The organism is Aquirufa sp. HETE-40SA (assembly GCF_054558635.1).
This window is the reverse complement of sequence record NZ_JBPXKN010000001.1, coordinates 949,520-964,665: the sequence shown is the minus strand read 5'-3', so window position 1 is coordinate 964,665 and position 15,146 is coordinate 949,520. Positions and strand designations below refer to the sequence as shown.

Genomic DNA, 15,146 nt, shown 5'->3' with positions numbered 1-15,146 from the left:
TTTAATTAAAAGCATAGAGCATAAAGAATAAAGTATAGAGTTGGTATTAAAAAAGGGAACCTAGGTTCCCTTTTTTAATTATCTTATGAAATGTGAATTAGTCAGAAGGAAACGAGTTCAAAGGAAATAGTTCCTGAATTCATCCCCGCAGGGGATCCCATCTTTATGCTTTATGCTCTATTCTTTATGCTTTAATCTATACTCTCTACTCTATACTCTATACTCTCTAATCTATCTACTGACGACTGTCCACTGTCCACTGACTACTGTCGTCGCGGCCTGCGGCCGCTACGACCTCGCCATCACAATCTTCTCCTTCTCCAGCACCTTCAGTATCCCTAAATTGACTGCTTGTTTTGTCGCTTGGAACTTTGCGAAGTCTTTGGTCTGAACAAAATAAGTCACCGAAATATCGATGGAATAAGCGCTAAATCCTTCAAAGATCACCTTCGGAGCTTTTTTCTTACACAAAGGCTCTTCTTGAATAAGTGCATCAATGCTAGCAATGGCTGATTCTATTTGAGAAGGTTTAGTATTTAATTCACAAAGAATCGTGTATTTAGCACGTCTAAAATCACGTTCGCTCATGTTTTCGAGTGATTGTGAGGTGAGCAGGCGATTAGGAACTAGGATTAGATTGCCATCCGCACCTCTGATTCGTGTGCTTCTAAATCCAATTTTTTCTATATCTCCACTGATGGACCCTATTTGAATATTATCACCTACAACAAAGGGTAAATCCAAGAAGATGGTGAATGAGGCAAATAAATTTTCTAGCGTTTCTCGCGCTGCTAAAGCTAAGGCTAAACCTCCAATTCCTAAACCGGTGATTAATGCCACTACATCTACTTCAAAAACGCGACCAAGGAAAACAAATCCAGCTGCCGTGATAATAAAGACCATGGATAGGTCGTTCAGGAAGGGAATGAATTGTTGTTTGGATTTTTGGTCTGCACCGTTCCACTTTTCTTGGGCGACTAAAATAACCACCTTCATTAAGCGGACTACTACCCAAGTAATGGTGAAAATAACGGCAGATTCGAAGGCTTTTTCAATGAGGTACAGTAGGCCAAATTTTTCCATCGGCACAATATTCCAGGCGGATGGCACGTGTAAATTTTGGACTGCAAAATACAAGAAGATCCAAAATATGAGTAGCTCAAATGGTTTTCGAATGAGTTGAACACAATCTTGAATGGAGATTGATTCTTCTGGAATAAAACGATAAACTATTTTTGAAAATGAATTAGAAAAAAAACGTCTTAATATAAAACTGATTAACATAATTCCTCCAAAAAGGATTATGTCCCATGCTGAATTATCTAAATAGATCCCATTTTTTAAATCTTCAATCATTTTATCCATAATTTTGAATTCAAATATAGCTAATATCTTAGTCGAATGTGAAATAAAATTACGACCTTTGCACACTATTATTCCCGTGAGGGAAGATTTTAATTCTATGAATTTTATTTCTTTGGATAAGCCTACAACCTTTATAAAAACGCTTCGTTATCTGCTAATCGTTTTATTTCTAATCGAGTCTCCTATAGTTTGGGCGCAAACCATTTTGAATTCTCCGTATTCTTATTTAGGCATGGGAGAGATTCAGACCGGAGATAATGCTACTCAATTGATGATGGGTGGAATCGGAGTTTCGAACTCGAATGGTATATATGCTAATACGGTTAATCCTGCGTTGTTAGCCAGAAACCGGTATACGAATTTAGAGGTAGGGGTAAATACGGAATACAAAACATTGCAAGATTATCGTCAACAACAAAAGATTTTTGGCGGTAATTATCAGTCATTGAATTTGACTTTACCTGTTACGTCACGCTGGACGATGTCCATAGCTATTCGTCCTCATTCGGCGGTGGAATATGAGACGAAATCGTTTCGCCGACTTAATTTATTAGGTGTTGATAGTTTGATATATTCTTATAAAGGAAGTGGAGGGGTCAGTAAAGTGTCGATTTCAAATGGTGTTCGATTAGGCAAGGAGTTTTATGTAGGCTTACAAATGGATTACTTGTTTGGTCAGGTAAATCGAAATGTAGCCACACAGAATTTGTCTGATGGGCAATACTATAAAGTGCAATTAGAAGATTTGACTTCTTATTCTGATTTCCAATTTAAGGCTGGTTTTGCTTATAGACACAGGTTAAAGAATGATATCTTCTTGAATTTAGGGGCTACTCTTGATTTGAGTTCTACGGTTAATGCAGATCAATTGAAGCGGTTTGCAACGTTTGATCTTTCTGGTTTAAATATTATTAATGCGGATACTTTAGATAAATCGACTGTTATTGTACAGCAAATTCCGGTAACTAAGCGTTTTGGTGTTAGTGTAGAAAAAATAGCAAATTATATGTTCGGGCTAGATTATTCGTACACTGATTGGAGTAAAGTTTCCAATAATTTAGGTCGCTCTACTTCTTTGCCTACTTCTCACAAAGTTTCTGTAGGCGGGGAATATACTCCTGATATCGAGTCTATTTCGAACTATTTCAAACGGGTTACATATAGAATGGGAGGTTCCATTGAGAAAACCCCTTATGATTTCTTAGGTAACGGGAATTATGCCATTGATAAGAACTTTAGTTTAGGAGTTGCCTTGCCGCTTCGTAATCTATCCCTTCTTAATATCGCTTATCAAGTGGGTCGTCGTGGTTTGATCACTGAAAATGGGCTGGAGGAGCAATATCACAGGATAACTTTGGGTTTAACCTTTAGTGATCTTTGGTTCCAAAAGCAGAAAATAAACTAATTCGCTCTCATGCGCAATTCGAGCCTACTCTTTTTGCTCTTGATTACCTGCGCATTTTTTTCCTGTCGCGAGAAGAACGATGATTCTAAAGCTTTTTATTTGGGGCCGAGATCTGAGTTATTTGGCATTGATATGGTTTATTCTGATTCTGCTAGAAAAGTAATTAGAATGGTGACGGATGTACAATGGACTTTAGCTACTGAAGATCGGGTTTATCCTAAAGAAGTTAAGCTTTGGTTTTATGATAAAAAGGGAAAGATTACCTCCGAAGTTCGAGGTGACTCAGCCCATTATTATCGTGTAAAAAATACCTATAAACTTATTGGTCACGTAGTTATTCACAACATTGAAAAGGAAGAAACCCTGAATACCGATGAGTTCAATTGGTTGGTTTCTGAAAAACGTATATTTACTGATAAACCGGTTCAATTAAGAACCCGATCTGAATTAGTCAATGGGGTAGGTCTTGATGCCGCCCAAGATTTTTCCACTTATTCTTTGAGACACGTACGCAATTCCGTGGTGGCAGTAGAAGGAATGCCTACGAATTAGCGACAGTCTTTTAGCGCTAGTCTCACACTGTCTACAGGATAAATCTGATTTTTGCCATCCCATTTTTCACGCATGTACGTAATCAATTCTGCAATGTCTAATGCCTGAAGTTTAGCATTAGCAGGCATAAATCCATTTCCCTTCTTTCCATTTTTAAGTAAGCAGGCCAAAACCTCTGGACTTAATTTTGTTTTCTGAATGGAGGGATACAAATCACGCAATCCTGATCCATCTGCCTGGTGGCAATTCTCACAATGTGTTTGATATAGAGCCATTCCTTCAACAGAGTATTGCTGTTGGGTGATTTCTTCCTTGGTTGAGCAAGAGAAGAAGAAAAATGCGATGAACGCGATAGCGATATAATTTTTCATATTTCAAAGTTAAAAGTCCAAAGAAAAAAGTTCAAAGAGCTGTATTTGATCTTTGCTCTTTGAACTTTGGTATTTATGTTAAAAGAACAGTAAAATCCGTTTCGGATTTTACTGTTCTTTTAAAAGTACCTCCATATCCTCCAACAAATGATTAACCTCCGTTTCCACGGTCCCATCATAGATACCTCGGACATGCCTGTTTTTGTCTACTAAAATGAAGGCGCCGCTGTGAACGAATCCACCAGCCTCGTTCGGGTCTTCTTGAGCGGAAACCATATAGCTTTTTTGGCCTAAGGTATAAATGGCAGCCTTGTCCCCTGTTAAAAAGTTCCATTTAGGGGCTTTCACTTGTAATCGTGCAGCATAATCCTGCAGGACGGAGGTGTTGTCGAAATCTGGGTCAATGCTGTGTGAAATGATTCGTACATCGTCGCGCTCTTTATAACGCTCATAAATGCGAAGCATTTGGGTTTTCATTTTAGGGCAAATAGTAGGGCAGGTGGTGAAAAAGAAATCAGCTACATACACTTTGCCTGCCACGTCTTTTTCGGTTACCAGTACTGAATCTTGATTTAGGAATTGAAAGGCAGGTATTTGGTGATATACCGTATCGCCTTTCGCATTCACCTGTTTAGGGCCCATAAAAGGTAATTTCTTCTCTTGTGAACAGGAGAAAAGAAGAACAGAAAGCAGTAAACTAAGGACGGTATTTTTGTGCTGCATTGAGTGTAGAATCTGTCAGTTTTTGTAGTTCAGTCAATTGGGTGTATTGGTTCTTGAGGTAAATCACCTTGGTGCTCACATCCATTTTTTCTAAACTATCGATGGAGAATTGGTGCATCCAATCCATCATCGATTTGTCTGCTTTGTCTAAAGAGCTAATCAGTTTGCGGATGTGTGTTGAATCTGCACCAGTAGACAAGCTGTCTAGTCGAGATTTAAGAGAAACGATTTGTTCTGTTTTGGGCATTAAAATATCATGCAATCCGAGCACTTTGGCTTGTAATTCTTCACTTAATTTTTCTTCTGCTTGAGAACAGCCTACTAAAATTAGGCTAAGAGCGATCCATTTTTTCATGCGTTTGATTGGATTAAATTTCTAACATTAGCTAATAGATCTTTGTAACCTTGTTGACCACCGATCATTTTAGCTATTTCCTCTACACGTTCTTCTTCTTTTAACTCACGAAGGTTCGAAACAGTTTTCGATCCGGCGTGATCTTTGTAGACAAACCAGTGCTTGGATCCCGCTGCTGCGATTTGGTGGAGATGGGTGATGGCAATGATTTGGTGCCCTTGACTCATTTGACTGAGCATTTGACCCATTTTGATGGCGATTTCTCCGGAAACACCGGTATCGATTTCGTCCAAAATCAACGTAGGCAAGGTTCTTTTCTTCGCCAGCAAATGCTTAATCGAAAGCATTAAGCGACTCATTTCGCCTCCTGAAGCAATTTGCTTGAATGGTTTAGGGGCTAAACCTTTGTTCGCAGAGAAAAGCAATTGAATTTTGTCAGAGCCGTTCGCAGCTAATTCTTTGGCCGTCATCTCCCAAGCTAAATTCGCATTCGGTATACCTAAGGATTGTAAAGAAACGATAAGCGAGGTGGATATCGCGTCTAAAACCGCAGAGCGAGAAGAAGATAAAGCTTCCGCCGCTAAACCCGCCAGCTTGAAATCAGCATCCACTCGCTCTCGGGCTTCAGCTAATAACGTATCCATCGAAGAAAATTGAGAAAGGCGAACATCAAGCGATTCAACCAATGTCAATAATTCCGAAACCGTGGACGCTTGGTATTTTTGCAATAAACGATTGAGCAAGTCTAACCGTTTCTGTTTTTGTTCTAATTCTATGGGATCGTAAACAAAATCTTCCGCCTCGCCTTCGACTTCAGCACCTAAATCTTTTAATTCGATCCAAATGGATTCTATGCGTGTTTTCCAGTCCGCAAAAGTGGAACCCCATTTGCTCAATGCGGTAGCTTGTTGCAAAGCAATTCTACTCTGATGTAGCGCTGAAACTTCTGAGACGCTTAGTGCCTGAGCTAAAACGGCCAGCTTTTCCTGGATTTGTTCGGCGTTTTGCAGTTTTTGTACGGCCGTGTCCAAGACTTCGTATTCGTCCTCTTTTAGCTGTGCCTTACTCAATTCATCAAATTGAAATTGGATGAAATCTAATTCTTGGGTTCCCTTAGTGGACTCTTGTTCTAGAGTGCGCAAAGCGGAAACGCTGGACGACCAGTCCGAAAATGCCGAAACATAGGCCCTTTTCAATGCTTCATTCTGCGCATAAGCGTCCACCATATCCAGCGTAAAATCAGGGTGAGACATCCACCAGGTATCTTGCTGTGAGTGAATGTCGACTAATTCATTGCCGATTCGCTTTAGTGTTTCAAGCGTAACAGGTGTGTCATTCACAAAGCTGCGTGATTTTCCTTGTGGATTGATTTCTCTGCGAATAAGGCAGGGCTCTTCAAAATCGATTTCTTCTTCCTCAAATACGGTTTGTAAATGCGGGAAATTCACAAGTGAGAATTGACCTTCGATGATACATTTTTTAGAGGCATCGAAAAGGCTTTTGCTGTCTGCTCTTTGGCCTAATAATAAGGAGATGGCTCCTAATAAGATGGATTTTCCGGCACCCGTTTCTCCTGTAATCACAGTCAAACCACCTGTCAAATGCAGGTCGAGCTGTTCGATCAACGAGTAGTTTTGGATGTGAAGGTGCTTCAACATGGGAAAGGCATCAAAGTTCGAATTTACGCAAAAAAAATTGTTCCCATTTTTATTTCGTTCATCAATCAGCTTTTTGATAATTTTTATCAATATTTTGTACCTTTGGAAAAATTTTTCGCCTACGTTATTATAACCCCTAGCAAATGAGTGTTTTAGTAAATAAGAATTCAAAAATTATTGTTCAAGGTTTCACAGGTACTGAGGGAACTTTTCACGCGGAGCAAATGATCGCGTATGGAACCCAGGTGGTAGGGGGAGTTACCCCAGGTAAAGGTGGTGCTAAGCACTTAGATCGCCCTATTTTTAATACAGTAGCGGATGCAGTTGCTTCTACAGGAGCTGATACATCAATTATTTTCGTTCCACCCGCATTTGCTGCGGATGCGATTATGGAAGCTGCGGATGCAGGAATCAAAGTCATTATTTGTATCACGGAGGGTATCCCTACGAAAGATATGATTGTGGCGAAAGAATATATCTCGAACTTCGAGACTCGATTAATCGGACCTAACTGTCCTGGCGTTATGACGGCTGACGAATGTAAAGTAGGTATCATGCCGGGCTTTATCTTCCAGAAAGGTCGTGTAGGTATCGTTTCTAAATCAGGAACATTAACGTACGAAGCGGTAGATCAATTAACAAAAGCAGGTTTAGGCCAAACAACGGCGATCGGTATCGGTGGTGACCCTATCATTGGGACAACAACGAAAGAAGCAGTTGAATTATTAATGAACGACCCAGAAACAGAAGGTATCGTGATGATCGGTGAGATTGGCGGCGGTATGGAAGCGGAAGCGGCTCGTTGGATTAAAGCAGATGGTAACCGCAAGCCAGTCGTTGGTTTTATTGCTGGCCAAACAGCTCCGAAAGGACGTCGTATGGGTCACGCAGGTGCGATCATCGGTGGTGCTGATGATACAGCAGAAGCGAAGATGAAGATCATGCAAGAGTGCGGAATCCATGTGGTTTACTCTCCAGCTGACATTGGCGAGACGATGATCAAAGCCTTATCAGCTAAGTAATTTGAATTAATTTCAAGGAATGATTCCTTTCTTATTAAAATCTGCTCATTTAATTCCCTGGAGGAAAACGATGAGCAGATTTTTTTTATGGGCTTTATTATTGCTTGCAGGGACCAGTCAGGCTGCCTGGAAGAAGGTATACTCCTTTGAACGCGATTGGTTAGTTTACCAGGAAGCTTGGAAAAGTTTCTTGCCTTACGTCTCATCGAAACATTATAATTACCATTCGAAGTCCTTGGAATTGCATCCGCAGAATTTCCCCAAAGCTTATTTGGCGATTACCCCTACAGAAAATTATCATCTCTTTTTACAAGGTGCCTTGTTTAAGGACTTGAAGAAAGGGGTGACCTTTCGATTTCCGCTGGATAGTTTAAAGCAGAAGGTTATTTTAACCGTATATTCAGAAAATTTGGAAGGTTTACCCAGTGAATTCTCTTTAGAACGCAACGAAAAAGTAGTTGAGGCAGAAAAAACTGATTTCTTTTCGCTTCAAACAAGATCGGGAGCTCCCTTCTCTAATTTCTTTTTATTGAGTATACTCTCAGTGATGGCCTGTCTGGGTCTATTATTCTCTGCTTACCCGCGTGTATTTACCTTTTTCTATCGCTATGCAGATTGGATTAGGTGGGAGGTGAAGGATGAGGTATGGATGAGACGCCCATTTGCTTTGCCTAATCTCTTGGTATTATTTACATTGAGTTTAATTACTGCCTGTTTGGCCTATTTGACGGGTTTTAAGACGGCAATAAAGGATGAGTTTTTCAGTAACGCGGATAATTTTGTAACGATTTGGCCAAGTGTTCTCTTTATTTTTTCGAAACTGTTCCTCTCTTTTTTACTGTTCATCTCTCGTTATTTTGTCAATTATTTATTTACAGATCTATTTAAATTGAAGGGCTTAGCTAATGTTCATTATTTTAAATCTCTTCAAACAAATTTGCAATTCTTTACACTTCTATTTACCGGGCTTTGCTTTTATGCTGTTTACGTAGGCCCTGCTACAGCGATTGATTTTAGACCCTTTCTATACATCGTCGATTTCTATTTTCTTTTTCGATTTATTTATTTTTTCCAAAGCTTTCAGCGAAGTTTCTCCTTCCCACGGTTGTTTCTATTTATCTACCTTCTTATCATCGAAGGTCAGATTATCTTGTTTGGTATCAGGGAATTAATTTTTCCTTCTTACATCTAAACCAACATAAAGTTCTGTAAAAAATTGTCGTATATTTGCACTCTGAATTTTAAGGCTGGTGATTTTCCGGTCAAAATTGATTGATTATGAGTAAAACTGCAACCGAAGAAACGAGTCGTTTAAAGAAAGTAATGAGTATTCTTGTTACTCAATCTGCGCCCGCTGATGCTAAATCACCTTACTTTGAAATTGAAAAAAAATATAATGTAAAGGTAGATTTTAGACCTTTCATTGAAGTACAAGGGATTGCATATAAAGATTTCAGAAAGCAAAAAATTGAAATACTACAGCATACAGCTATCATATTCACGAGCCGTCATGCGATCGATCATTTCTTTCGTATGTGTAAAGAGGCAAAGCAGGAAGTTCCTACAGATATGAAGTATTTCTGCATTACGGAACAGACGGCGAATTATTTGCAAAAATATATTGTGATTCGTAAGCGTAAGGTGTTTACTGGTACGAAGACAGCGCTAGATTTATTAGAAATTATCAAGAAACATAAGGGAGAGAAATTTTTGTTTCCGTGTTCTAATAAGCGCCAAAAAGATCTTCCAGACTACATGGGCACAAATGATTTCCAAATTACGGAAGCAGTTATGTACGAAACTGTTTCTGCTGATTTATCTGATTTAGAGAATGTATTTTATGATGTAATTGCTTTCTTCAGCCCTTCAGGAATTACTTCTTTATTTCAAAATTTTCCGGATTTCAAGCAAAATAATACCCGTTTAGCTGCTTTTGGGCCCACAACAGCACAAGCTGTAGTCGATGCAGGTTTAATTGTTGATATTCAAGCGCCCATGCCGAATGCTCCTTCAATGACGGGAGCTCTTGAACATTATATTAAGCAAGTAAATAAATAATAAAAAAGCCTCTTCAATGAGGCTTTTTTATTATTTTAGCCTACCTATTTTCATCCAACGAATGAAACGCAGCTTGAGTATCCTAAAAACGTCTTGCCATCCCCTCCTTCTTGTGGGCCTTTTATTCGTTTGTTTTTCACCCATATTTGCGCAACAAAGTCCGCAATTCAGTATTTTTTCTGCTAATTCTACTTTGATTAATCCGGCCTTTTCAGGATGGAAATCGTCTAATTATGTGGCTGTGCAATTCCGTGATCAATGGTCTGGTTATGCGTCTACCACTGATGGAGAAGGGAATTTAGGAACTACCTGGGTGTCTAGCTCATTTGGAGTTACCCCTAAGGTGGGGGTAGGTGTTTTATTTTATTCAGACAAGACCCCTTCTGGAGTATCTCAACAATCTTTTAAGGTTTTAGGAGCCTATCATTTAACGAAAGGTGAGGGCACTTTGTCCTTTGGATTTTCTGCCGGAACTCAAACTAAAACATTCGATGGTCGCTCTTTTCGTGTAAGAGATCCCAATGATCCAGTTACATCTTTATTTTCAGGTTCAACGGCAAGTCAAGCTATTCTTGATTTTGGTGTAGGAATTCTTTATTCAAAGTCTAATTGGCAAGTCGGGATTGCTGTAGATCATATAAATTCCCCTAATTTCTCCTTTAAAGGTTATTCTGTTTTAATGCCTTTAGAACAAGTCTATTCCTTAAATGGAAGCGCTGAGATTCCTTTGAATGATTACTTTGATGTTTCTCCCTATGGCCTGTTGAGAGCATATTCTGGAAATTTAGTTCCAGAAGCGGGTGCTAGAATCTATTATAATAAACTTTTTTATGTAGGATCTGGTTATAGACATGGAGATGCTGCCATGGGATTATTGGGGGTGTCCATTTTAGATAATAAATTAGATATAGGTTATTCTTTGGATTTAGCTTTATCTAATTCATTGGCCAAGAGGACACTATCTCATGAGATAGCCATCAGGTACCTAATACCTGAACGAATTAAGAAAGGTAAAGTGACTCCTATTCGTACTCCACGGTTTAGAATTTTATAGTTTATATAAAATTCTAAGAGCTAAGTTTTTTGATTAATAATAATAAATTCATTAAAAAACTTTTAAATTTGAGGGATTGTGTGAGTTGAGAATGATGAAGACAATTTTTTTACATTATTTTCGTTCACCTAATTACTATAATAATCGAATATGAATTTTCGAATTTTTGAGATTAAGTTTTTATCGGTAATTCTTTTGTTAGCTGTTCTATTTACAATGCCTAGTTGTTCTAAGAAAGCGCCTAGCAACGGTAAATCACTATCAAGTGAGAAAGGTAAGGAGAAAAAAGGTCCTCTAGGCGGTTTCTTTAGCTTTCTATCAAAAAAAGGCCCTAAGGATGATCCAGGTCTAATGTCTGGTGAGATTATCGCAACGACAAGAAAGGGTTGGAGTCAACCTTCTCCATTTGGTATGGTATTGGTGCCAGGAGGAAGTTTTATCATGGGTCAAGCCGATGAAGATGTCACGGCATCTGTCGCTAATTTTAACCGTAGGGTCACAGTAGTGCCCTTTTTCATGGATGATACCGAAATTACAAATAACGAATACCGTCAATTTACCAATTCACTTTTAAGAGATTCTGTTTCTGTCTTAGGAGAGGAGCGTATTATGTCTGATTACTATCCAGATACGACGGTTTGGAAAAAGGATTTCTCTTATCACAATGGAGACCCATTAACTGAGAATTATTTCGCTAGTCCAGCCTTTGATATGTATCCTGTTGTGGGTGTAAGCTGGAAGGCTGCTAAGTATTTTGCGCTTTGGCGTACAAAAATATTAAATGATTACCGTTCTAAAGAGGGAAAATACGCGATGCCTTCCATTCAATTACCTACGGAATCCGAATGGGAATGGGCTGCGAAGGGAGGAAAGGCTGCGGCTAAATACCCTTGGGGTAATCCCTATTTAACGAACTCTAAAGGCTGTTTGTTAGCTAATTTCAAGCCAAGACGAGGTAATTTTGATGCAGATGGCTATGCCTATACTGCACCAGCTAATGCATACACACCTAATGATTACGGCTTGTATAACATGGCAGGTAATGTTGCCGAGTGGGTACAGGATTCATATTCTGAAAATTCAACGGTACTAAACTGGGATTCAAACCCCGTTAATTTAGATGCTAAAGAGCCCCGTAAAGTAGTTAAAGGAGGATCCTGGAAGGATTTTGCTTACTATTTAGAGACAGGTTCTCGCGTTCATGAAATGGAAAGTCAAAAAAGATCATATATAGGTTTCCGTTGCTCTATGAGGTATTTAGGGAAGGCGCCTAACAAATAATTGAAAAGAGAAAATAATTAATTAACATGGAAAAATCGATTAATGTTATTGCCAGTTTTGGTGCAGCTATTGTAATTGTAGGTGCCTTATTTAAGATCTTACACTGGTCTGGTGCGAATGAGATGCTCATGGTGGGAATGTTTACCGAAGCAGCTATCTTTATTCTATTTGGAGTTATTTATTTGAAGTCTAAAGAGGAAAAACATTACGATTGGGAAAAGGTTTATCCTGAATTAGCGGGAGGCGAGGCTCGTCCTGCTGCTGCTCGTCATACAGGTGATGTTCCAGGCTTGGATTCTGAGGCGGTAGCTCACCTAACTAAGAGCTTAAAGTCATTAACAGATACAGCTAATAGTTTATCTGAAATTTCGAAGGCAACGGGTGCTACCCAGGATTTTGTGAAGTCATTAAACTCTTCAGCTGAATCTTTAGGTGGATTAAACAAATCAGTGTCTGATGCATCTCAGTCTTTATCAGCTATTACGAATTCTTCTGTAGAGGCAGCTAAGTATACACAGAATTATGCCAAGGCTGGAGCTTCTTTAGAGAAGTTGAATTCAGTTTATGAAGCAGAAATTCAAGAGGCTAGCAAGCACATGAAAGCGATTAATGGTTTCTATAGTAATGTAAATACGAGTGTAGAACATATTGCAGCTACTCAAAAAGATGCTGAATTATTTAAGGCCGAATTAGCGAAATTAAATGCAAATATTCAGTCTTTGAATCAGGTTTATGGTAGTATGTTAACGGCTATGAAAGGCTAATTATGGCAAGTTTAAAAGAAACCCCCCGGCAGAAGATGATCGGGATGATGTATTTAGTGTTAACCGCCTTGCTAGCATTGCAAGTGAGTGATGCTTTATTGCAAAAATTTGCCCTGTTGAATAGCAGTTTGGAGTTGGCAAATCAATCATCTTTGAATAAGAGTAAAGGCATGGTGCAAGGAATTGAGGAGAGAATTAAGGATCTACCCAATCCAGCAGCTTATGCAGATGTGTTGAAAAAAGCGAATGAAGTTAGAAAAACAACGGACGTTTTAGTGGGGCACATTGAAAATTTGAAAGGAAAGGTATTAGAATCAGCTGGTGGTATTGATCCAGAAACAGGTAATATCAAAAATCCGAAGGAAGAGGAAAAGATTTATGAAATAATGGTTGGTGGCACCAAACAAGGTGAAGCCTACAAGCTAATGCCTATGTTTGATAAATTCATTAAAGAATTATTAGCCGTAGCTGATCCAGGTACTAAGTTTCCTCCTTTAGCCTTAGCCGCCAAAGACGATCCTAGTGTGAGTAAGGATGCCAATCAGGCGAATAAGGATTTTGCTGAGTTAAATTTTGAGCATACGCCTGTCGCTGCGGCTTTAGCCACGTTAAGTCAAAAGCAGTCGGAAATTCGCAGATATGAAAGCGAGGTTTTAAATCAATTAGCGGCCAAAGTTGGAGCTAAGGAGATTAAGTTTGATAAAGTTTTTGCTCAAGTATCAGCGAATGCAAATACAGTGGTAGCTGGTATGGAATACCAAGCTGAAGTATTTATAGCAGCTACATCTAGCGGGTTTACCCCTCGTATGAGTTACAATGGCGCTTCTATTCAGGTTGTTGATGGTCGTGGTCAAATTAAATTCAAAACTTCAGGCGGAGGATACGATGCGAATGGACTTGCGAAGAAGACTTACACGGCCTCTGTTTCTTACATGAGTCCTGCGGGTCCTAAGACAGAAACTATTACGAAGGAATACTTTGTTTTGAAACCTACATACAATATTGAAACAGGTACTTTGCCAGCCTTATATTTAGGATGTGCTAATCGTTTAAGTGTTGCTAGTGCAGGTTTAGGAGCACTTTGGAATCCTACCTTTACGGCTGATGGCGGTGAAGCAATCGCAGGATCTAATAAAGGTAAGGTTACAGTAGTGCCGTCTTCGGCTACAGTAACTCTCAACGTAAATAACGGTGGAACACTATTAGGTAAAGAAACATTCCGTGTTCGTCGTGTACCAAGACCAGATGTGAAAGTGTTCGGAAATGGTTCTGAATTAGACGAAAAGAGAGGTGCTGCTGCGACAGGACTTCGTTCCATTGATGCTAGAGCAATTGCGGAAGAGTCATTTAAAACAACTAATCCGGAAGATGCTAATTTTAGAGTAACTCAAGTATATATAGCGCTAGCTAGAGGACAAAGAAAGGTAGATGATATGACTTTGCCGGGTTCTGGATCTATTACTAAGCTTGCACAACAAGCACAAGCAGGAGATCGTTACTACATAGAAATCAAGGAGGTTCAAAGAAAGAACTTTAAGGGATCTGTTGAGACTATTCCTTTCAATATGGTTAAAAATATTCCTTTAAATTAATCGAATGAAGATGAATTGGGTGAATAAACTTTTCTTGTGTGTATTATTAGCTGCTAACTTTACCGTTTTTGGTCAAGAGAAGCCATCTAATGTTAATTCTGCTCATCCTATCGAGGAGCAAGACATTCATTATCGTTTACGTTTATGGAGAAGAATGGATTTAAATGAGAAAGTCAATAAGCCATTTTTTTCTATTAATCACCAGATATCTAAATTTTTAGTTGATTGGGTGCGTGCAGGAATTTTAACTCCCTACAAGAGTGATTCATTAAATGTTAAATTAACGTTAGAGCAGTTTAACGATAATTTAAAAATAGAGGAGTCATTAGGAGGTGGTGGACTTTCTGAAGCAGAAAGATCTGCCGGTTTTGGGGATGAAAATGCGGCTACACCTGCAGCTAAGTCAGCTTCACCAGCCGGTGGTGGTGATGATGGATGGGGGTCTGCAGCACCAGCTAAAAAGGAGGATGCTGCTGCGCCAGCTACGGATGCTTTTGCTGAAAAGCCCGTTTCAAGTCAAGCAGATTACTATTTTGCAAAGGATTTGTCTATTATTGAAATTAGAGAAGATGCCATTATTGATCGTTTGAGATCTCGCCTTTATTTTGATATTCAATCGATTTCTTTAATCATTCCTGCTTCTAAAACGATCGCTGGATTTGATAAGCCAATAGCAAGTTTTAAATACAAGGATTTATACGAATTATTTAAAAATAATCCGGATTGTATTTGGTACAATGCACAGAATGATCTTCAGCACAAAAACATGGCTTATGCTTTTGATTTGCGATTGTTCAGCGCACGTATTGTGAAGACAGGTAATATCGAAGACAAGTTCTTATCTGATCTATTCGGTGGGGAGAGACAAAGTTTATTGCAGTCTCAAATGATCGAAAATAAACTACTTGAAATGGAGAGTAGTCTTTGGGAATACTAAGCTGTATTT

The 15,146-nt window shown here is 39.0% G+C and carries 15 protein-coding genes; 10 read left to right on the top strand and 5 right to left on the bottom strand.

Features of this window, described 5'->3' with window-relative positions:
• Nucleotides 1-288 precede the first annotated feature (288 nt).
• Nucleotides 289-1,365, bottom strand: a complete 1,077-nt coding sequence (locus ACRZ9O_RS04375) for a mechanosensitive ion channel family protein (protein ID WP_459456722.1) — start codon at nucleotides 1,363-1,365, stop codon at nucleotides 289-291.
• Nucleotides 1,366-1,462: 97 nt separating this feature from the next.
• Here ACRZ9O_RS04375 and ACRZ9O_RS04370 point away from each other — a divergent pair, with 97 nt between their 5' ends.
• A complete protein-coding gene (locus tag ACRZ9O_RS04370) occupies nucleotides 1,463-2,770 on the top strand; it encodes a hypothetical protein (protein ID WP_459456720.1) in 1,308 nt (435 codons plus the stop codon).
• 99 nt (nucleotides 2,771-2,869) lie between these two features.
• Nucleotides 2,870-3,322, top strand: coding sequence for an LPS export ABC transporter periplasmic protein LptC (gene lptC, locus ACRZ9O_RS04365; protein WP_459456718.1), 453 nt, complete (start codon nucleotides 2,870-2,872; stop codon nucleotides 3,320-3,322).
• On the opposite strand, the gene ACRZ9O_RS04360 is transcribed toward lptC, so the two are convergent.
• From ACRZ9O_RS04360 to recN, 4 genes are all read right to left on the bottom strand, one after another.
• A complete protein-coding gene (locus tag ACRZ9O_RS04360) occupies nucleotides 3,319-3,693 on the bottom strand; it encodes a c-type cytochrome (protein ID WP_459456716.1) in 375 nt (124 codons plus the stop codon). The genes lptC and ACRZ9O_RS04360 overlap by 4 nt on opposite strands.
• Before the next feature lie 108 nt (nucleotides 3,694-3,801).
• Nucleotides 3,802-4,335, bottom strand: a complete 534-nt coding sequence (locus ACRZ9O_RS04355) for an SCO family protein (protein WP_459456715.1) — start codon at nucleotides 4,333-4,335, stop codon at nucleotides 3,802-3,804.
• A gap of 55 nt (nucleotides 4,336-4,390) precedes the next feature.
• The gene (locus tag ACRZ9O_RS04350; RefSeq protein ID WP_459456713.1) at nucleotides 4,391-4,771 is read right to left on the bottom strand and encodes a hypothetical protein; all 381 of its coding nucleotides are present in this window, start codon (nucleotides 4,769-4,771) and stop codon (nucleotides 4,391-4,393) included.
• Nucleotides 4,768-6,429, bottom strand: coding sequence for a DNA repair protein RecN (gene recN, locus ACRZ9O_RS04345; RefSeq protein ID WP_459456711.1), 1,662 nt, complete (start codon nucleotides 6,427-6,429; stop codon nucleotides 4,768-4,770). Before recN ends, ACRZ9O_RS04350 begins: the two co-directional genes overlap by 4 nt.
• A gap of 143 nt (nucleotides 6,430-6,572) precedes the next feature.
• Here recN and sucD point away from each other — a divergent pair, with 143 nt between their 5' ends.
• From sucD to porN, 8 genes are all read left to right on the top strand, one after another.
• On the top strand, nucleotides 6,573-7,451 hold the full coding sequence (sucD, locus tag ACRZ9O_RS04340; protein WP_459456709.1) for a succinate--CoA ligase subunit alpha: 879 nt from the start codon (nucleotides 6,573-6,575) through the stop codon (nucleotides 7,449-7,451).
• A 70-nt stretch (nucleotides 7,452-7,521) separates the two neighbouring features.
• Nucleotides 7,522-8,643 carry a hypothetical protein gene (locus ACRZ9O_RS04335; protein WP_459456708.1) on the top strand — a complete coding sequence of 374 codons (1,122 nt, stop codon included), beginning with the start codon at nucleotides 7,522-7,524 and terminating at the stop codon, nucleotides 8,641-8,643.
• 86 nt (nucleotides 8,644-8,729) lie between these two features.
• The gene (locus ACRZ9O_RS04330) at nucleotides 8,730-9,509 is read left to right on the top strand and encodes a uroporphyrinogen-III synthase (protein ID WP_459456706.1); all 780 of its coding nucleotides are present in this window, start codon (nucleotides 8,730-8,732) and stop codon (nucleotides 9,507-9,509) included.
• Nucleotides 9,510-9,570: 61 nt separating this feature from the next.
• The gene (locus ACRZ9O_RS04325; RefSeq protein ID WP_459456704.1) at nucleotides 9,571-10,563 is read left to right on the top strand and encodes a PorP/SprF family type IX secretion system membrane protein; all 993 of its coding nucleotides are present in this window, start codon (nucleotides 9,571-9,573) and stop codon (nucleotides 10,561-10,563) included.
• A gap of 150 nt (nucleotides 10,564-10,713) precedes the next feature.
• Nucleotides 10,714-11,844, top strand: a complete 1,131-nt coding sequence (porK, locus tag ACRZ9O_RS04320; RefSeq protein ID WP_459456702.1) for a T9SS ring complex lipoprotein PorK/GldK — start codon at nucleotides 10,714-10,716, stop codon at nucleotides 11,842-11,844.
• A gap of 26 nt (nucleotides 11,845-11,870) precedes the next feature.
• Nucleotides 11,871-12,608 (top strand): type IX secretion system motor protein PorL/GldL, encoded by a 738-nt coding sequence (gene porL / locus ACRZ9O_RS04315; RefSeq protein ID WP_459456700.1) that lies wholly within the window; start codon nucleotides 11,871-11,873, stop codon nucleotides 12,606-12,608.
• A gap of 2 nt (nucleotides 12,609-12,610) precedes the next feature.
• Nucleotides 12,611-14,200 carry a type IX secretion system motor protein PorM/GldM gene (gene porM / locus ACRZ9O_RS04310; RefSeq protein WP_459456698.1) on the top strand — a complete coding sequence of 530 codons (1,590 nt, stop codon included), beginning with the start codon at nucleotides 12,611-12,613 and terminating at the stop codon, nucleotides 14,198-14,200.
• 4 nt (nucleotides 14,201-14,204) lie between these two features.
• Nucleotides 14,205-15,137, top strand: a complete 933-nt coding sequence (porN, locus tag ACRZ9O_RS04305) for a type IX secretion system ring subunit PorN/GldN (RefSeq protein ID WP_459456696.1) — start codon at nucleotides 14,205-14,207, stop codon at nucleotides 15,135-15,137.
• The last annotated feature ends 9 nt before the right edge of the window (nucleotides 15,138-15,146 follow it).